Raw genomic sequence first — 18,987 nt, 5'->3', positions numbered from 1 at the left:
CGCAGATTACTTCTCTGAATATCTCATCCGAAAATTACCATGAACATCCGCTTCGTCGAAGCGACCAAGACCGCGAACCAGATCACTCAGTTTCCGGTAACCATAGCTGCGCGGATCAAAGTCTGGGTAAATCTTACCCAATTGCCGTTCAACAAAGGGCAAAGTCGCCCACCCATCGGGATCATTTGTAGTGTTGACTACATTTCGGATCAGTTGAAATGCATGATTTAGGCTTTGTTTTTCTTTCACCTCGCCCGTTTTGATCGAGGGTAAGACAGGGACAGGTGCCCTTTTGATATTCTCAATTGAAATGTAGCGGTTGCACGCGGCCTTGAACGCCCAAGGTGCCTTCTCCTCGCCAATCCCGAATACGCTCACCCCCTGTTCGCGGATGCGACTGGCAAGCCGGGTGAAATCGCTGTCTGAGGATACTAGAACAAAACCGCTGAATCGCCCGGTATACAAAATATCCATCGCGTCAATCACCAGCGCGATATCGCTGGAGTTCTTGCCGGTTGTATTCGCAAACTGCTGATGGGCAAGGATGGCGTATTCCGCCAATGATTGGGCATCCCAACCTTGCGGTGATCCGTTGGAGAAATCTCCGTAAATTCTTCTTAAGTCAGCTTCGCCCAACTTGGCGATTTCTTCGAAGATGCCGGCTGCATGTTTTGCCGGTACATTGTCCGCATCAATCAAAACCGCAAGACGGTCCGTACTTCCTGTGGTCACTTCAATCCCTCAACGCAAATATTATTTGTATTGAGGAATGTAAGAGCGAAATGGGGCAGGCAAAAGCCTGCCCCGTGCAATTACTTCAATTTTATCAGTAGACTACCACTGACCGGATGCTTTCGCCCTTATGCATCAGGTCGAAGCCGTGGTTGATGTCGTCCAGACCCATGGTGTGGGTGATCATCGGGTCGATCTCGATCTTGCCGTCCATGTACCAGTCGACGATTTTGGGCACATCCGTCCGGCCTCGTGCACCGCCAAAGGCCGTACCGCGCCAGGAACGGCCGGTGACCAACTGGAACGGTCGGGTCGAGATCTCGGCCCCCGCAGGCGCCACGCCGATGATGATCGATTCACCCCAGCCCTTGTGGGCCGATTCCAACGCGTCGCGCATCACGCCGACATTGCCGGTGGCGTCGAAGGTATAGTCCGCGCCACCCTTGGTCAGGTTGACCAGATAGGGGACCAGATCGCCTTCGACCTCTTTCGGGTTCACGAAATCGGTCATGCCAAACTTGGTGGCCATTTCCACCTTCGACGGGTTCAGGTCGACGCCGACGATCTGATCAGCTCCGGCCAGTCGCAGGCCCTGAATCACGTTCAGGCCAATGCCGCCCAGACCAAACACGATGGCACGGCTGCCAATCTCGACCTTGGCGGTATTGATCACCGCACCGATGCCGGTGGTGACGCCGCAGCCGATGTAGCAAATCTTGTCGAACGGCGCGTCCTCACGCACCTTGGCCAGCGCGATCTCGGGCAGAACCGTGTGGTTTGAGAAGGTCGAGCAGCCCATGTAGTGCAGAATCGGATCACCATCCAGCGTTGAAAAGCGCGAGGTGCCATCGGGCATGAGGCCCTTTCCTTGGGTCTCGCGGATCGCCTGACACAGGTTGGTCTTGGGGTGCAGACAGTATTCACACTCGCGACATTCGGGGGTGTAGAGCGGGATCACGTGGTCGCCCGGCTTCAGGCTGGTCACACCCGGGCCGACTTCGACCACCACACCCGCGCCTTCGTGGCCCAGAATCGCCGGGAACAGACCCTCGGGGTCGGCACCCGACAGGGTGAATTCATCGGTGTGGCAGATGCCAGTGGCCTTGATTTCCACCAGAACCTCGCCCGCTTTGGGGCCTTCGAGGTTCACATCCATCACTTCCAAGGGTTTGCCGGCCTGAACGGCAACGGCGGCACGGGTACGCATATCGTTGTCTCCCTGTCTTCTTTGACCCGACCCTGCGTCAATCGCAGGGCGTTTTCAACTGCGCTTTAGTGACAGATTGGCTAATGTTTTGATATTGCAGAAACGACATTGCCCCAAAGAGGAACGCCAATGCGCCGTTTTATCTCGATCCTGATCCTGCTGAGCGCCTGCGCCGAGACATCTCCCGCGCCGGAAGACGCCCGCCTTGCGCCCGAGAATGCACCGGTCGATCTGGCCTTTTGCAAGGGGGAACCCTTTGCCGATTCCATTGGTCAGCCGGTCTCAACTATTCAAGCTGCGCTGCCCGAACGTTCGCGCGTGCTGGGGCCGGATGATTTGGCCACACAAGATTACCGGATCGACCGTTTAAACGTGTTCGTCAACGGCACCGGGATCATTCAGCGTCTGAGCTGCGGGTAAGCGTGGACTCAGGGCTTGATTCTACGGTAAGAACAAAATGGGAACATTTTTGATGTCTGCCGATGCCCAAACGCCGAATACTCTCACTCTGGTTTCCCCGTCTGGGGGCTGAACGGCTGGTCCGCGCTGCGCGGGGCCTGCAGGATGGGCCTTTGGCCGTGGTGGCCGAGCAAGCGAACATGCAGGTTGTCACCTCGCTGAACGCCGAGGCGCAAGCCGCCGGGCTGCGCGTGGGCCAGCCGGTACGCGACGCTCATGCCATGTGCGCGAACCTTGTGACGCGCCCCCGCAATGTCCCTGCCGAAGCGGCTTTTCTGACCGCTTTGCGCCGCTGGGCGGGCAAGTTCAGCCCTTGGGTGGCTGAGGAAACGCCGGACGGGCTGATTGTCGACCTATCGGGTTGCGCCCATTTGTTCGGTGGCGAAGAAGCACTGCTGAGCGTCCTTGAGATCGACTGCGCCGATATGGGTCTGAGCGTGCAGATGGGCATCGCCGACACGCTGGGCGCGGCCTGGGCGCTGGCGCGATACGCGGGGCAAGAGGCCACGTCCGACCGCAACGGCGACGCCATCAGCCAAGAGGCCCGCGCCACCCGCGCCCGCGCCACCAAGCGGCGGCACTGGACCAAAGGTGGCGCCGCGCCGCAGGTGATGGCCTTGGGCGGTGGCGCACGGATTGCAGCCCCGGGGCAGTCCTATGGCGCGCTCAGCCCTCTGCCCATTGCAGCACTGCGGCTCGAGGATCAGGTGGTCGCGCAGCTGAACCGGCTGGGCCTGCGCCGGATCGGCGATCTGCTGGGCCAGCCGCGTGCCTCTCTGGCGCGGCGGTTCGGGCGCGGGCTGGTGCTGCGGCTGGATCAGGCGATGGGTAGCGCACCCGAACCGGTTTCGCCCGCGCGCCCGCCGCATCGCTTTGCAGTGCGGATGACCCTGCCCAACCCAATCGGTCTGATCGAAGACGTCATGGCCGCGATCGATCGGCTGCTGCCCACGCTCTGCGCCAAGTTGGAAGAAAAAGGTCGCGGCGTCCGCACCCTGCGGCTTGAGGCGCATCGTGCCGATCAGGCGGCCGAGATTATCGAGGTCGGTCTGGCCCGTCCGACCTTTGACAAACACCGTATTCGCCCTTTGTTAGAGATGAAAGTTGACAAAATCGACGCGGGCTATGGCATCGACATGTTACGGCTCGAGGCGGTACAGACCGAGCCTATCCACGCCCGCACCATGGCAGGCCATGCCGAGGCCCGTCGCGCCGTACGGGACCGGCTGGAAGGTAACACGAGCGTCGACGACCTGATCGGCAAGCTGGGCGCACGGGTTGGGCTTGGGGCGATTACACGGCGACACCCGACGGCCTCGCATATCCCCGAGAAAACGGCGCAGACGCTGGCCGCCGCGTGGTCGGAACCGGCGCGCGACTGGCCTGCCCCGCCACGCCCGCGCCCCTTGCAGATGTGGCAACCCGAACCGGTAATGGCCCCGGAAACCCCGAACGTGCCCAGCGCCTTTCGTTGGCGTGGGCGCGACTGGCAACTGTCGCAGGCCACCGGCCCGGAACGCATTGCGCCGGAATGGTGGCTGGACGACCCCAACTGGCGCAGCGGAGTGCGGGATTACTGGGTAGTGGTAACCGAACAGGGCGAACGGCTGTGGCTGTTTTACGGCCATGGCGGCACCATGTCGGCGGGTTGGTTTTGTCAGGGACAGTTTTGTTAGAGTCTATTTTCCGCGATACACCAGCCAATCAGGCAGATAGTCAATCAGACGCACCAGCCAGGAAAACGGTGCTGGGAAATCAGTACGGAAGCGGCGGCGTGACATTGCCTTAACCACACGATCCGCCGCATCTTCGGGCGTCATCAGCATCGGCATCTTAAAATTGTTCTTCTCGGTCAAACGGGTCTTGATAAAGCCCGGGTTGACGATGCGCACAGTCACCCCCGTACCTGCTAAGTCGAACCGCATGGTTTCGGCCAGCGAGATCAACGCCGCCTTGCTGGCCGCATACCCTACCGCCGCTGGCAGGCCGCGATAACCGGACAGCGACCCGATCAGCGTGATATCCCCTCGCCCGCTGCGTACGAACCTGCGCAAAACCTCACCCAACACCCGCAGGGCACCCGTGTAATTCACATCAGTCATCGCCAGCACGGCCTCGGTATCCCAATCGCCTGAACGCATCGGTTCATAGGCCCCGGCGTTATAGACCACCCCATCCACTTCCCCAGCCTCAACCGCAGCGCGGCGTACGGAATCCAGATCGGTCACGTCACACGGTACAGCTTGTGCATTCGGCAAGGCAGAACAAACCTCGGCCAGACGATCGGCATTGCGGGCGGACAGGATCAGATGCGCGCCCTGAAGGCTCAGCGCCTCGGCCAACGCTCGGCCCAGCCCTTCGCTGGCACCGATGATCCAATAGGTTTTTCCCTCAAAGTTGCTCATGCCCTAGCCATTCCAGTTGTATCTAAGGTTTTACGGGCTGAACAAGACGCTGGATCAAAACTGCAGACGTCACAACATAGTGCATTTGCGAAAAACTTCTAATCCGATTGATCCACCCCCGCATTTCCTGCGTATCCTATTGTAAAATGTCGCACAAAGAGGATGGTATGTTCGACGAAACCCGAGGCGCACGCAAGAAAATCGCAGTGGTGGGGGCAGGTATCTCAGGCCTGTCGGCCGCTTACTATCTCTCCAAAACCAACGATGTGACCGTGTTCGAGGCCGAGCCCCGACTGGGCGGACATGCACGCACCGTCATGGCTGGAAAGAATGGGGATCAGCCGGTCGACACCGGGTTTATTGTGTTCAACTATGTCACCTATCCCTACCTGACCCGCTTGTTCGATGAACTGAACGTACCCGTCATCAAATCTGAGATGAGCTTTGGCGCCACCATCGACAACGGTCGTATCGAATACGGTTTGAACAACCTGCGTACCCTGACAGCACAGAAGCGCAACCTCGCGCGGCCTGCCTATTACAAGATGATCGCGGACATCCTGCGCTTTGGCAAAGAAGCACCCACAGCCGCCCGTGACGACGACACCACGATCGGAGAATTGGTCGATCAGCTGCGTCTGGGCCACTGGTTCCGCCACAATTACCTGATGCCGATGTGCGGCGCGATCTGGTCCACTCCGGTCGAGTTTGTGGATCAGTTCCCGGCCCGCTCGCTGGTGCAGTTCTTCCGCAACCATGCCCTACTGGCCAGTGGTCGCGCCAATCAGCATCAATGGTACACGGTCAAAGGCGGAAGCATCGAATATGTCCGCCGCATAGATGCCGCATTGCGTGAGCGTAGTTGCGATATCCGTCTGGCCTGCCCGGTTGAGCATATCCAACGCGGCGAAACGGGCGTAACCATCCACAGCCAGGGTCAGGCTGATCTGTTTGATGAGATCATCCTAGCCACCCATTCCGACCAGTCCCTTGCAATCCTTGGCGAATCCGCAACTTTCGCCGAAAAGGCGGCATTAGAGTCGATTAAATACCAACCCAACACCGCCATTCTGCACTGCGACCCCCGTCAGATGCCTCGTCGACGCGCTTGCTGGTCCAGCTGGACCTATCGCTCACAAGCCGGGAATGTCGGAGTGACCTATTGGATGAACCGACTGCAGAACATCCCGGACAGCGACCCGTTGTTCGTGACGTTGAACGCATCTTCGGAAATTCCCGCGGACAAAATCTATGACAAGGTCGAATTCGCCCATCCGGTGTTCGACAAGGCGGCCCTGAAGGCACAGGGGCAAATCCGCGAAATGCAGGGACAGAACCGAACCTGGTTTGCCGGTGCCTATAACCGGCATGGCTTTCATGAAGACGGGATTGCCAGCGCGATGCATGTCGTCGAGCGCCTAAACGGCACCCCGCACACACTCGGAGCTGACAATGGCATTCTTGCACAAGATCCGGCCATCCCTGCCTCGGCCGACATATAACCCTCTTCGCGCAGCGATTCTGTCGCTTGCTTTGCTGGCCCCGGGCGGGCTTGCGGCGTCTTCCGGTCTGAACGCGCTGGACGACGCGCAATTGCGCGGCACCGCAACCTTTAGGTATCTAGGCTTCCCCTTGTACGACGCGCAATTGTTCACACCGGGCGGCGCCCCGCTCAGCTGGTCCGAAGATTTTGGGTTGGAGCTGAAATATCGCCGTAATGTATCTCAAAAGGCGCTGATCAACTCGACCCTGGACGAGATGGCACGCATTGGGCGCCCAGCCCCGGTACGTGATCAGCTACAAACCTGTTTTAAAGCGGTGAGCAAAGGGGATCGCTATCTGGCGGTTTCGGATGGACCGGATGCAGTTTCCTTCTGGCTGAACGGCCGTAAGACCTGCACCATGTCGTATCCGGGCATCAAACGCAGTTTCATGTCAGTATTTCTGGGGAACAATACCCGGTCGGCTGCTTTCACGCAGAAACTGCGCGGGCAGTAATGCTGTATCCGCGTGTCAGTCTGTATGCGCTGATGCTCGCTGCAGCAGGAATACCGCTGTATATCCACTTGCCGCGGTTTGCCGCTGTCAATCTGGGCATTGGGCTAGGTGTGATCGGCACTGTTTTGCTGGTGATCCGCTTGGTCGATCTGGTGCAGGACCCGCTTATCGGCTGGGCCATCGACCGCTGGCCGAGCGCGCAACTGCTGTTCGCAGCGGCGGCGGCGGCTGGTTTGGCGGTCGGGTTTCCCATGCTCTTTGGATTGCCACAGGGAACCAATATTCCTGTTTTAGTGTCTATATTGGTTCTGCTCTTCTCGGCTTATAGTCTGGGCACCATCCTGCTTTATGGGCGCAGCGCGACGCTTGCCAAACGTCCAGAGCCGAAAGAGCTGATAACGCTGGCCGCCTGGCGCGAAGGCGGACAGCTAACGGGCGTTATCCTGGCCGCCAGTGCCCCGGCCCTCTTCGTCGCCTTTGGGGCCAGTGCGCAGGGATACCCCGCCTTCGGCTTGTTTCTGGGCCTGATCGCGATCCTTACACTGATGCTGACATTTCCAATCTGGCGCCGCCCACCAATCACTGGCAATGGCCTGTCCTTTGCGGGGCTCGCTCAGGCCGGTGCGTTACGCCTGCTGCTTCTGGCGCTGATCAACAGCCTGCCTGTGGCAATCACCTCGACGCTGTTTTTATTCTTTGTCGAAGATCGCCTGCAATTGCCCGGTAAAGCCGGACCGTTGTTGATCCTGTTCTTTCTCAGCGCCGGGGCCAGCGTCCCGCTTTGGGCAAAGCTGGGGAAGCGGATCGGTCCAAAACGGACGCTGATCATCGCCATGCCCCTGTCGATCGCGGGGTTTATTGGTGCCGCTTTGCTGTCAGCCGGAGACCTGACCGGGTTCGCCGTGATCTGTCTGACCTCGGGGGCGGCGCTGGGGGCGGATATGGTGGTGCTGCCCGCCATGTTTTCGGTCGTGCTGACGCGGGCAGGGCTGAATGCATCCGCCGCGTTTGGCATTTGGTCCTTTGCTGGCAAGCTGGGCCTCGCGCTCGCTGCCTTTTTCACCTTACCGCTGTTGGAACGCAGCGGGTTCACCCCGGGACTAGCAAACTCGGCCGAGGCGTTGCGGACACTCACCCTCGCCTATGCTGTGCTGCCCTGCATCCTGAAACTCGGCGCGTTCGGGCTGGTCCTGACGTTGCCTACTGAGGTCTCAGCCAAATGACTATCGTAGCTATCCTTCTACTTGCCATCCTTGTCCTGGTCGCAGCTCAGCGCCGATTCCTAAGCTTTCGGTCGCAATCCCCTGCCGATTACAGCGGCACCGGACCCGCCTTTAAAATGAAAGAAGTCCTAAACGGCGAAATCCTATCCGAAGGACTGATCTATGGGCCTAACGGTAAGATGTCGAACAGCTTTGTCGCTCGTATGGTGGGGAAATGGGATGGCAACACCGGCACGCTGGCCGAGTATTTCACTTACTCCAACGGCAAGAAGATGACCCGCAAATGGTATCTGACGCTGGGCACGGGCAACACGTTCACTGCAACCGCGGATGATATCGTGGGCGAAGGCCGCGGCACCATCTCGGGTTCAACCGTCAAGCTGACCTACCGGATCATCCTGCCACAAGACGCAGGCGGCCACACGCTGGACGTCACCGACTGGATGTATCTAACCGAAAACGGCGTAATCATGAACAGGTCCGAGATGCGCAAATTTGGCCTCAAGGTCGCCGAACTGGTCGCCACCATGCGCCCCGCGCCCGAGGTCAAATCGGCTCATGTCAGCGGCTCAAACGGGTATGACGTAACGGCGGAAACGAGGACCTTGCAATGACCGCCCGCCGTATCCTGATCTCGGTCCTTGCCATTGGGGGGATTGCTGCGCTTGCGGCCTGTTCGGCCAAACCACGCGTGCCCAAAAGCTTTTTATCCGACCGGCAGCTGAACCTTGAGGAGTTCTTTGAGGGCAAGACTGTCGCCTATGGTCAGTTTCAGGATGTGCTGGGCAATGTCCCCCGCCGCTTTACGGTGGATATCGAAGGTACATGGGACGGCGAAACCCTGACCCTGGTCGAGGATTTCGTCTATGACGACGGCGCCACTGAACAACGCATCTGGACCCTAACCAAAACCGGAGAGGACACCTGGACTGGTACCGCACCCGGCGTGTTAGGGACCGCCAGCGGGGTTGAACGTGGTGACACATTCAACTGGACCTACAAGATTGATCTGCCGATCAAAGACGGCACCATGCGGGTAAATTTCGACGATTGGATGTGGCTGCTAAGCGATGACCGCCTGCTGAACCGCGCCTATGTTTCGCGCTATGGCGTACGGTTGGGCGAGGTTATCTTGTTCTTTGAAAAAGAATAGGCCGCAATATAGCGCGAGACCAGGTTGGGTTACAGCACCAAAGGGCTTCTGGTCTTAAGGCAAGTCATCTGTGAAACCAACTGTACGCCTTTAGCCACTATCCGGCGCAGTCGCTCCGGGCCGTCAGCCGACATCCAGATTCCTAGCAGAACACAAATGGCGGGAATTTTCACCAGAAAGCTCGCTTCAGATACTTCGGCCCGCCAACCATGGGTGCACCAGACACCCCATTCCTGGTGGCCCGATAGTTATACTTATTGAGGTCTTCAGAACCTGCAATTGGGGCGTCACGTTCATTCATGACAGACAACAACTTTGCGGATCCAAAAACCGATTTATCAAGCGCTGGATCTGCCCAATGCGAGGATTCAACTCCTCTGTTAGTCGCTATAATATTTGTTTGCGTAGCTGCCGTAGGAATAGCCGTAATGTTTGGCGCTGCGGGTGTTGATCTGACCCAGTACAAGACCAGTTAGGCGTTGATTATCGTTGTGGAATAGGCGCATCGCCTCGACGATATCCTGTTCGGACGTGTCGTTCCATTTGATGGTCAACAGCACCGCATCTGCATTGCGCGCAATCAGGCGTGCATCTGACACCAGCAGGGTTGGCGGCGTATCGATCAGGATGACATCGTAAACCTTGCGCATATCGTCCAGGAATTGCCGGAACCGGTCCGAGGCAAACAGATCCGCTGCGTTGACCGACGTATGCTCGCCAGCCAGAATGTCGCAGCCCAGCAGCGGATCCTGAAAGATGGCGTCCTGTGCGGTTATATCCCCAGCCAGAACAGACACGATACCTTTCTTCGGCACGCCCTCGAGTTGCGCCGTCATCGTCAGACGCCGGATATCGCCTTCGACCAGTAGCACCCGCTTGCCGATCCCAACAAAATTCTGCGCCAAAGCCAGCGCGTTCGTAGTCTTACCTTCACCTGGCAGTGACGAGGTCATCACCACAACCTGCGGCGGGTGATCTACATTGGACAACATCAGCGAGGTGCGCAGATTACGCACCGCCTCAGCGGTAGCCGAGGAAGGCTTGTCGGCGAGATATTCCAGAACCTTGCGGCGCCCGCGGGCAGGGAAAATCGGGATCTGTCCCAGAACGCTGTAGCCAGTCTGGCGTTCAAGCTCCTGCGCTGACCGGTAGCCTTTGCGCCGCATCTCGGCCAGCAGCACAATGCCCGATCCCAGCATCAGGCCCAGAACCGCCGACAACGCCAGAATCCGCGATTTCTGTGGCGACGCAGGATTGTCGGGAATAACAGCTCGGGATAATAGCCGACTGTCCGCTTTCTGGATGCCTTCCTGCGCAGATGTCTCTTTCAACCGAGCCAGGAAATACTCATACAGCAACCGCACTGCTTCGGCTTCGCGCACCAGTTGCTGCAGGGTGATCAAATCCGCACTCTGCTGTGCTATTTGCTGGCCCAACTCGTCGGCCGATAGCGTCAAGGCCTGAACCTGTTGCGTGGCCCGCCGGGCCTCGAGCGCGGTGCGCGCCATCAGGCGCTGAAAAGCGGTGTCAAAGGCGGCTTCACCGGTGTCAGAGCCTTCGATCCCGTCGAACAGGCGTTGCAACTGTGGGTCTTGGCTGACCTCGACTTGGGTCTCGCGGTCATCGGCGGCCTCCAGCGCTTCAAAGCGCGCCTGGGCCGCAACCTGCGTCGCCTCGGCCGACACGCGACGTTCGCGCAGATCCTTCACTTGCACCTCCTGGGCTTGCAGGGCTTCGGGCGAGATCAGGGCCGTTGTCGAGTTGAATTCGTTGACCTTCGCCTCGGCGGTTTCCAGATCAATCTGAAGCTCAGCAACGCGGCCAGTCAGCCAGGTCGTCGCCTGTTCGGTAGCCTCGAACTTCACTTCAATCTGGTTCAGCACATACAGCTCGACAATCGTGTCCGCGATCAAGGCCGATTTACGCGCCTGCTCGGTCTCGACGGTCACTTCAAACACAAGGCTTTGGCGCAGATTCTGGACTGAAACCTTTTCTAGCAGAGTCGAAATCACACGATCTCGGGTCAACCGCGCGGCTAACTCCTCGGGCACTGAGGCCGGATCGGTTCCTATTCCAAGCGCGGATTTGACAAATTGGTTCGCGCGGGACAGGGCCGAAGCTGGCCGCAGCGCGTTGTTAAACTCGGGGTCCGAGATCAGATCCAGTCTGTCCACGACCTTGCCAATCAAACCTCGCGAGCTAAGCACCTGAAGCTCGGAATTGACCTCGGCGGTGTCACCAGCCAGACCGCCGACAACACTTTGCAGATCCACAACGCTGGCCTGCTCCGTCTCAAGTATAACTACCGATGTTGATCGGTATTGCGGAACGGCTGCAAAATACGCGTAATATGCCCCAATCAATATTGCCGCAGCCGCACTCAGCCCAATGATCCACTTTCCACGCCACAACGTGCCTATCAAAGCCATAACGTCAATCGTGTCGTCCTGGGAATTGTCAGTAGACGGAGTTTGACTCGATTTAAACTGTGCTTCGTTGATAAGCATTTGATTTAATTTACCTTATTGTATTTACGCTGAAGCTGTTGTATGGATATAAACGCGTTTTTCACTGGTTTCATTGCTCTAATAAATGCCTATGCAGCATTTAGCCAGCCGTCCTCGTAACCGGCGATGACTTGGGCTTCTTGCTGAGTGTTTCTAGCGCACGGTTTTATGTAATCCTACGCCAGAAGTTGATTGGGTTTACCGCTTGAGCCACGCCTATTGCGCAAGGTATTTCAGCTTGTGGTGGCATTGATTAAGGTTGATTGGGGTGATGGGGTGATCTTTCAAGCCAACAGCAACCGCCCAGCACCCGTGCGATACATACTATCGTAGAAGGGTGTTAAAGCCCTTATGCATCTCGGGCGAACGGCGTGACAATGGAAATCTATCTTTGTAACGCGCCGTAGATTGAGCGTTATTTCAGGTCAATTCCACACTTTTTTCATGCATTTGCAGCGCCAATCGCGCTGACTTTCTCTAAGGCATAAGACACCAGCGATTGATCTCCCAGCCTCTGGGCTGCGCGGGAAACAAACTTCCAGTTCTGAAGGCTGCTCGGTTTCCGCTTGCATCGCTCCTGAGCTAGTGAAAGAGCGAGTTCAGCTTTGCCCGCGCGGATGGATGCCTCAACCAACGTCCAGCCGATCACGTCCTGCTGTGCGGCGCTGCCTCCGATGTAATGAGAATTACCGCGCAGCGGCAACAGCTTGTCGACGCATTTGTCATACTGGCGGTTATGGAAGTCCTGTATCGCCTGACAGAATGGCAATCCGGCATTTCGGGTCATGCCAGCATTGTCGTTTTGGGCTGCTTTAACGACACCTTCGTTGCACAGCAGCAAACGTTCCTGATGGTCATTCATTTCCGCACCGACAAAAGCCATCATCGCGTGTATGTCATTGAAAGCATACAGCGCATCCTCAGCCGAGTGCGCCCATTTTTCAGCCAATTCAACCCAGCGGTCCCCAACATCCGCACCCAAAAGCTTCATCCGCCACAGCAAGGCCGCACTGTCCAGATCCTCATACGCTCCGTCTTGCGCCGCCTTCCGACGCAGACCGTTGTCGTAAATGTTCAACGCACTTTCGAAGTCGTCCAGATCGAGGTGATAAAGCGCCGTATGCCACCAGAGGTGGTTGGAGAAATTTGACGAATCCCAAAGGCCCGCGCGTTCGGTCATGAATTGCACACCTGCCTTTTGGCGGCCCTGCATTTCCATCACATGAGATACGGTGTGCACTGCGTAGGGGTTATTCTCCCTCAGCTCGAGGGACCTGAACGCAATTTCCTCTGCCTTGCCAAACTGACCATTTTCTTCAAGCCCAAAAGCGTAAAACCCAAGTACGAACTCATATCCCTGGATCGAGTCATTCCATTTAGGCAGGACCTTTGAGACAACATCTCGTTGCATGCGCGCATCGCCCAGCAAAACGCTGGAAAGATGCGCCAGCTGTAAGGCAAACAGATCGTGCGGATTGTCGTCCAAGATGGCGCTCCAAATTAGAACCGCCTTGTGAAATTCACCGTTCAGCCAGCACTCAATCGCAGAGAAATGCGCCCGTTCACGTGCATTTGCGTCTTTCATCAACCCGTTAACAGTCTGGATATCGGACTCGAGTTTCGGGTTCACTCGACGTTCCATCGCCTGAGTAAGCCAGCCGAGACGGAACAAATAAGCAAATATGAACTTGGGATGTGCCTCGATTACTTTATCAATTTCCTGGATCGCATCCCCAAAAAAATTCAGGGCACACATATGAGCACGCTCAAGACCCAAATGCGCGTCTGGGTCAGCATAGGAGGTTGGAACCCCCCTGCAGTCAAAGCTGTTTGCGTGGCCAGATTTACTAATCACTAGGTCCTCCAAAGTTTTTCAGAATTTTAACTCTTTGGATTGAAGCCCAACAACGGAAATCCCCTCATATACATTCACGTTTGAGTGTGCGTTTGAAGCAAGGAATTCATACCAAGCAATCGCTGGAGTGAGCGGCGTAACGCAGAAAGGTTTTGGGAAAGTACCCCGATCTGGCCGCGCATGAGGTCATGTTCGACACGTTGGGTTGGCTGATAGCCGACTTGATGTTCAAAAGGGCAGCCCCAAACCGTCCTGACGACAACAGCCAATAGCGTGCCCGCCGCCCTTGGCCTGTTGACAGGGTTGAATGGACCGCAAATCGCCCTTTATCACAAAGATGTCGGCAACCCTTTCACGACCCAGCGGTCTTGGATAAGACGGATACAGCGCCGTCGGACCCCTGTCTGCGTAAATCAACTGGGAGCGTATTCATGAAGTTTCGCCCTTTGGCCTGTGTTGCCATCGTTTGTACGCTGCCGTTTTCGGCCCAAGCTCAAACCGCGGGTGATGCTCCGGGGTTGATGATCGAGCTGAATGCGGTCGAAAATGTCGAAGGCGCATGCCGCCTGACCTTTCTGGTCGAAAACCGAACCCCGACAACGATCGACACTGCCGACTACCAGGTGGTAATCTTTGATGCGGCCGGTGTCTTTGAACGCCTCACCCTTTTCGGGTTTCGCGACCTGCCCGCCGAACGCCCGCGTGTGCGTCAGTTTGATGTGCGCGACATAACTTGCGAGAACCTCGGACGGGTTTTGATCAATGGGCTGAGCGGCTGTACCGTCGGCGGTGCCGACAGTGATATCTGCGATAAGACGCCAATCTTGCACAGCCGAACTGAAGTGGAGCTTTTGGGATGAGCATTCTTGACGCCCTGCGCGAAATTCTGGCCCTTGGCGGGCCGGTTGTGGCCATCCTGATCGCCATGTCTGTGGTGACACTGGCTGTGACGTTGTACAAGCTCTGGCAGTTTGCGGCTTCGGGCGTCGGGCGACACCGGGTGCTGTCCCAGGCGCTGGACGCTTGGGATGCCGGTGACAAACAGACCGCCCGCGCGCGCCTGGCTAAAAGCAACAGCTATCTTGCGCCGCTGGTCGGTGTGGCGATGGATGCGCCGGATGCGCCTGGTCTGGATCAACGGCTGGATGCCGAGGCGGGGTTGGCGCTAGCCGGGCTTGAACGCGGTTTTCGCCTGCTGGACACGGTGGCACAGCTGGCTCCGCTGCTGGGTCTGTTCGGCACGGTTCTAGGCATGATCGAGGCATTTCGTAGCCTGCAATCCGCCGGGTCCTCGGTGGATCCGTCGCTGCTGGCGGGCGGTATCTGGGTAGCACTGGTGACGACGGCGGTAGGCCTGGCGGTGGCGATGCCGACCTCGATGGTGTTGTCGTGGTTCGAAAGCCGTACCGCGCGGGAACGGGTGTTCGCCGACAAGGCACTGCGCACGGTGCTGGTGCCGGGGCAGGCCATCCCACTGGCCGAAGATGCACAGACCATGGCGGCCACGCCCGGACATGCGTAACCTCGCACCCTTTGTCAGACGACCACTGGCGATGACGCCGCTCATCGACGTGATCTTTCTGCTGTTGCTGTTCTTTATGCTAACCTCGACCTTTTCCAAATACGGCGAGATCGAGCTGAGCGCGGCCACAGCAGGCGGCGCGGCCTCGGATGCGACCCAGGATCGCGCTTTTGTTCAACTGGGGGCTGACAGGCTGGATTTGAACGGTACACCGGTCACATTCGAGGATCTGACGGTGCAGGTAACGACCGGGCAGGTGCTGGTTAGCCTTGACCCGGACACGACGGCACAACGGCTGGTGGACCTGTTGGTTTTGTTGCGCGGACGCGAGGGCCTCAGCGTTCTGGTGCTGGAATGATCCGCTATAACCGCCCCCGCCGCAAACGTGACTCAACCATTGCGTTGATCAATGTCGTGTTTCTAATGCTGATCTTTTTTCTGATCGCAGGCACCGTGGCCACGCCGCTGGACCCTGATCTGGATCTCGTCGACACGACCGAGCTGGAAGGCCGCGAACCGCCCGATGCTCTGGTCTTGCACCGAGACGGGACGCTCAGCTTTCGCGGCGCGCCGATGGCGCTTGAAACCTATATGGCGGGGCGTGAACCCGGACCCGTGCGCATCGTCCCCGATCGCGAGGCATCGGGCACGCGGCTAATGGAAGTGACTGCCGAGTTGCGCCGTCTGGGTGCCGTTTCCGTGTATGTCGTGACCGAAAAGGCGCTTGAATGATCCGGGGGTCGCTCGTCATTGCTGTTCTTGCCGCGCTGCTGTCGCTGCTGCTGCATCTGGCAGGGCTTAGCCTGACCGCCCCCAGGCTGACAGGACAGTCGGGCGAAACCGATGCACCGGACAGGGTTGAGCTGGGCAACAGTTTCGAAGACCTAGTCGAAGCTGTCGCCGAACCGGTTGAACCCGAACCGGTTGAAACGCCGGAGCCTGAGCCCGAAGAACCGCCCGAACCCGCGCCGGAACCAGCCGAGATTCCAACCAGCGAAGTGCATGTGGCCTCGGACGATCCGCAGCGAACCTTTGCGCCCGACACCGGCACGTCGGAGGTCTTGCAGCCAGTGTCCCCCGAGCCAGTCGAGTCGGAGGCCCCGGAAACTCAGGACACTACGGACGGCGACCAGAGCGCCAGTGATGAGGTGGATGAAACCCCGCCCGTTGAGCCAGCCGAAGTTGTCGAAGCCCCCGAAAGCAATCCCGAGGTGACCGAGCCGGTCACCGAACCCCCCGCTGAACCCGAACCAGCAGAGACTGAACAGATTGCCGCGTTGCCGGAGCCGTCCGAAGATGTCCTGCCATCGGTTGAGCCTGTTATTCCTACTGAAAGCGAGGCTGTCGAAGCCGATATTGCAGCCACCCCAGCTGAACCTGTGCCCCAGGAGGAGGACAGCAGCGAAGGGTCTGAACTGGCCGTGACCTCTTCGATCCGCCCGCAATTGCCGGACCGTCGTCCGCAGGCTGAGCCACGGGATACATTGCGTAGCGTGCGGGATTTCAGCAACTTGCGGTATCCGTCGCGCGAAATCGAATCCCCTTTGACCACTTACGCACGCCGAGGTGTCGATAGGTTCACTTCGGGCAACAGCGGAAGACGTTCGGGCGGGCGAGGGCCCGGTAACTCGGACAGAACCAACTATGCCGGGGAGGTGCTGGTTCATCTGAATCGCGCGCCCATCGTTTACACAGCGGCGCGGGGGTTTGCGCGGGTGTTTTTCGTGATCAAGCCAGACGGAACTCTAGACTATGTGGAAGTCGTGGACACCAACGGCTCACCGGATCTTGAGCGGGCGGCCAAGGCGCAGGTCGAAGCAGCCTCACCCTTCCCGAAACCTCCTGGAGGTGTCAGTCGGTCGCTGTCTTTTGTCTATTACGGTAACTGATCGTAAGAAGCCCTTGGCGAGTTGAGCAGGAATACGCAAAAGCGTCGCGCTTCATTGAAAACAAATGACCCAAGGTTATGGAAAGGAAGCCAAAAAACCGAAAAACGACTAACGGATCGATCGTTCCAAATTAAAGAGGGCGAAGCCTATTTCCGTAGTCAACTTTTTGTAATCACACCCAACATAAATTGTAAGTCATTCAAAATAAAAGGGAAATATATTTTCACCTGTACTCGCTTGTGCAAAGTTGCAACGCAACTCTGGACTCTGACGGGCGTATACCTGTGCATACTGTTGAATGATCCCTGGGTTTATTGGAGTACACGCGCAGCCACGCTGTGTGGCGACGCTCCTCACATACCCCATGGAATTGTCATGAAAAAACTACTTTTCGCTTCGACCGCGTTGATTGCAACCGCGGGTATCGCAGCAGCCGAATCCGGCATTAATCTCAGCGGCTATGGCCGTTTCGGCATTGGTTACCTGGAAGATCGTTCCGCCAGCCGTCCGATTACGGCTACGGCCACGGTGACCACAGCAAGTGGTGCAACGGTTACTGTGACCGCCACCGCAAACGTAAGCGACCCTGACCCGGATGACACCATCTTGGTCTCGCGTTTCCGTCTGAACATTGACGGTTTCACCGAAACCGACAGTGGCCTTCGCTTTGAAGCCCGTGTTCGTTTGCAAGCCGACGAAAATGCCAACGGCGAAGCCAACAACGCCGGACTGAACGGTGCGCGTTTCTCGGTTATCTACGGTGGTCTGCGTGTTGACGCCGGCAACGTTGCCGGTTCGTTCGACAACCTGGATGACTATTTCGGCACGGAACCAGGCCTGGAAGAGTTTCTGGGCCAGTATTCGGGCGTGAACTACTCGTTTCTCGAATATGAATCGACCAGTGCGGGCGATAATGCTGTGTTCGTGCAGTACAAAGTTGGTGAATTTGCCTTTTCGGCGTCCTACGACCAGAACACCATCTTTGCGAACAATGGCACAGGCGCGACCACCGACCGCGACCGTTGGGACGTTAGCGCGGCTTACTCTTTCAACAATATCACCGCCTCGCTGGCTTATGGTGAAACCGATGAAGGTGATGGTGTCGAAAAGGAAAGCCTGACCGTCTTCACCTTGGGCGCTGAATTTAATGACTTCTACGGTACGCTGTTCCTGGCGGACGATGATGTGGCCGACGATGATGAAAACGGCACCGCTTACGGTTTCTCGGTCGCGTACAATCTGGGTGCGGCAACCACGCTGCAATTGGTTTACGGTGACGGTTCGGCCGATAACGACACACGCAACATCGGTGTGGGTGCCATCTATGATCTGGGTGCTGGTACAACCCTGCGTGGCGCTGTTGGCGAAGTTAAAGACGGCGACGAAGACGGGCGTATTCAGGCCGACTTTGGTGTCTGGTTCAACTTCTAAAGCGATCTGATCCACCAAGTTTCCAGGGCGGGTCTTCGGGCCCGCCATTTTTCTGCGATCTACTGTACTTTAACAACAGAAAGACTTCGTCCAGCAGCAAGCAAAAGGGCGGAGGAGGACTGGCGGAATCATTTTAAACATCGGTGCCGAAACAGAGAATGTTTCCATCAGGGTCGGCTATTTCAAACTCCCGCATCTTATAGACTGTGGTCCAGATGTCCTTGGATAATTTACCGCCAGCATCGCGAAACTCCTTGGCCAATGCGTCGATATCGTCAACGTGGAAATAGGCGCGCCAGTGATCATAGGCGGCCTCTGCACCATTGTGACCATTCACGAATATGAGCGCATCATCCCGCTTGAAGATGCCAAATTTGGCGGGCTCTCCACCTTCCTCGATGCAATTGAAACCAAGTATGTTGGTATAGAACGCGTTCGCACGGGGATAGTTGCCAGTACGTACAACCGGTGTTGCGGATTTAAGCATCATGTGCCTCCTTTAGAGCTCAGAATACCAGTGGCGCCTTCGGTGATTAACCCTTGTTCCTGTCGGAAGAAGTTAGCTTAGAGCTAGCAGGAGAGGTTTGCTGTTTTGGGCCAAGCCAG

General features: G+C 57.5%; 19 protein-coding genes. 13 read left to right on the top strand and 6 right to left on the bottom strand.

What is annotated here, in order from left to right; all coding sequences use genetic code 11:
• Positions 1–6: 6 nt before the first annotated feature.
• On the bottom strand, positions 7–732 hold the full coding sequence (locus ACR0DT_RS11535) for an NYN domain-containing protein (RefSeq protein ID WP_480710874.1): 726 nt from the start codon (positions 730–732) through the stop codon (positions 7–9).
• 94 nt (positions 733–826) lie between these two features.
• Positions 827–1,939 carry an S-(hydroxymethyl)glutathione dehydrogenase/class III alcohol dehydrogenase gene (locus ACR0DT_RS11530; protein WP_480592287.1) on the bottom strand — a complete coding sequence of 371 codons (1,113 nt, stop codon included), beginning with the start codon at positions 1,937–1,939 and terminating at the stop codon, positions 827–829.
• 129 nt (positions 1,940–2,068) lie between these two features.
• Here ACR0DT_RS11530 and ACR0DT_RS11525 point away from each other — a divergent pair, with 129 nt between their 5' ends.
• Positions 2,069–2,359: an I78 family peptidase inhibitor gene (locus ACR0DT_RS11525; RefSeq protein WP_480710873.1), complete on the top strand. Its 291-nt coding sequence runs from the start codon at positions 2,069–2,071 to the stop codon at positions 2,357–2,359.
• A 62-nt stretch (positions 2,360–2,421) separates the two neighbouring features.
• A complete protein-coding gene (locus ACR0DT_RS11520; RefSeq protein WP_480710872.1) occupies positions 2,422–4,074 on the top strand; it encodes a DUF6504 family protein in 1,653 nt (550 codons plus the stop codon).
• A 3-nt stretch (positions 4,075–4,077) separates the two neighbouring features.
• On the opposite strand, the gene ACR0DT_RS11515 is transcribed toward ACR0DT_RS11520, so the two are convergent.
• Positions 4,078–4,803: an SDR family NAD(P)-dependent oxidoreductase gene (locus ACR0DT_RS11515; RefSeq protein WP_480710871.1), complete on the bottom strand. Its 726-nt coding sequence runs from the start codon at positions 4,801–4,803 to the stop codon at positions 4,078–4,080.
• A gap of 167 nt (positions 4,804–4,970) precedes the next feature.
• Between ACR0DT_RS11515 and ACR0DT_RS11510 the strand changes: the two genes are divergently transcribed.
• From ACR0DT_RS11510 to ACR0DT_RS11490, 5 genes are read left to right on the top strand one after another with little or no spacing between them, the layout of a single operon-like run.
• The gene (locus ACR0DT_RS11510) at positions 4,971–6,305 is read left to right on the top strand and encodes an NAD(P)/FAD-dependent oxidoreductase (protein WP_480710870.1); all 1,335 of its coding nucleotides are present in this window, start codon (positions 4,971–4,973) and stop codon (positions 6,303–6,305) included.
• Positions 6,256–6,801, top strand: a complete 546-nt coding sequence (locus ACR0DT_RS11505) for a hypothetical protein (RefSeq protein WP_480710869.1) — start codon at positions 6,256–6,258, stop codon at positions 6,799–6,801. Before ACR0DT_RS11510 ends, ACR0DT_RS11505 begins: the two co-directional genes overlap by 50 nt.
• Entirely contained in the window at positions 6,801–8,024 is a 1,224-nt protein-coding gene (locus tag ACR0DT_RS11500) for an MFS transporter (protein WP_480710868.1), read from the top strand. Before ACR0DT_RS11505 ends, ACR0DT_RS11500 begins: the two co-directional genes overlap by 1 nt.
• On the top strand, positions 8,021–8,638 hold the full coding sequence (locus tag ACR0DT_RS11495; protein ID WP_480710867.1) for a DUF3833 domain-containing protein: 618 nt from the start codon (positions 8,021–8,023) through the stop codon (positions 8,636–8,638). The genes ACR0DT_RS11500 and ACR0DT_RS11495 overlap by 4 nt, the downstream gene beginning before the upstream one ends.
• Positions 8,635–9,177, top strand: a complete 543-nt coding sequence (locus ACR0DT_RS11490) for a DUF3833 domain-containing protein (protein WP_480710866.1) — start codon at positions 8,635–8,637, stop codon at positions 9,175–9,177. The genes ACR0DT_RS11495 and ACR0DT_RS11490 overlap by 4 nt, the downstream gene beginning before the upstream one ends.
• 380 nt (positions 9,178–9,557) lie before the next feature.
• On the opposite strand, the gene ACR0DT_RS11485 is transcribed toward ACR0DT_RS11490, so the two are convergent.
• A complete protein-coding gene (locus tag ACR0DT_RS11485) occupies positions 9,558–11,684 on the bottom strand; it encodes a polysaccharide biosynthesis tyrosine autokinase (RefSeq protein ID WP_480710865.1) in 2,127 nt (708 codons plus the stop codon).
• A gap of 442 nt (positions 11,685–12,126) precedes the next feature.
• Entirely contained in the window at positions 12,127–13,539 is a 1,413-nt protein-coding gene (locus ACR0DT_RS11480; RefSeq protein WP_480710864.1) for a tetratricopeptide repeat protein, read from the bottom strand.
• Positions 13,540–13,970: 431 nt separating this feature from the next.
• On the opposite strand from ACR0DT_RS11480, the gene ACR0DT_RS11475 reads away from it, so the two are divergent.
• The 6 genes from ACR0DT_RS11475 to ACR0DT_RS11450 all read left to right on the top strand — a co-directional run bounded on the left by ACR0DT_RS11475 (position 13,971) and on the right by ACR0DT_RS11450 (position 18,381).
• Positions 13,971–14,399 carry a hypothetical protein gene (locus tag ACR0DT_RS11475; protein WP_480710863.1) on the top strand — a complete coding sequence of 143 codons (429 nt, stop codon included), beginning with the start codon at positions 13,971–13,973 and terminating at the stop codon, positions 14,397–14,399.
• Positions 14,396–15,061: a MotA/TolQ/ExbB proton channel family protein gene (locus ACR0DT_RS11470; RefSeq protein ID WP_480710862.1), complete on the top strand. Its 666-nt coding sequence runs from the start codon at positions 14,396–14,398 to the stop codon at positions 15,059–15,061. The genes ACR0DT_RS11475 and ACR0DT_RS11470 overlap by 4 nt, the downstream gene beginning before the upstream one ends.
• Complete coding sequence (locus ACR0DT_RS11465; RefSeq protein WP_480710861.1) at positions 15,054–15,419, top strand: biopolymer transporter ExbD; 366 nt, start codon at positions 15,054–15,056, stop codon at positions 15,417–15,419. The genes ACR0DT_RS11470 and ACR0DT_RS11465 overlap by 8 nt, the downstream gene beginning before the upstream one ends.
• The gene (locus tag ACR0DT_RS11460; RefSeq protein WP_480710860.1) at positions 15,416–15,793 is read left to right on the top strand and encodes an ExbD/TolR family protein; all 378 of its coding nucleotides are present in this window, start codon (positions 15,416–15,418) and stop codon (positions 15,791–15,793) included. Before ACR0DT_RS11465 ends, ACR0DT_RS11460 begins: the two co-directional genes overlap by 4 nt.
• Positions 15,790–16,950: an energy transducer TonB family protein gene (locus ACR0DT_RS11455; RefSeq protein WP_480710859.1), complete on the top strand. Its 1,161-nt coding sequence runs from the start codon at positions 15,790–15,792 to the stop codon at positions 16,948–16,950. The genes ACR0DT_RS11460 and ACR0DT_RS11455 overlap by 4 nt, the downstream gene beginning before the upstream one ends.
• A 375-nt stretch (positions 16,951–17,325) precedes the next feature.
• Complete coding sequence (locus ACR0DT_RS11450; RefSeq protein WP_480710858.1) at positions 17,326–18,381, top strand: porin; 1,056 nt, start codon at positions 17,326–17,328, stop codon at positions 18,379–18,381.
• A 133-nt stretch (positions 18,382–18,514) separates the two neighbouring features.
• Here the strand turns inward: ACR0DT_RS11450 and ACR0DT_RS11445 are convergent, their stop codons facing one another.
• Entirely contained in the window at positions 18,515–18,868 is a 354-nt protein-coding gene (locus tag ACR0DT_RS11445; protein WP_480710857.1) for a VOC family protein, read from the bottom strand.
• Positions 18,869–18,987: the final 119 nt, after the last annotated feature.

The organism is Ruegeria sp. BI11, assembly GCF_056538005.1.
This window is presented reverse-complemented; position numbering and strand designations above follow the sequence as displayed.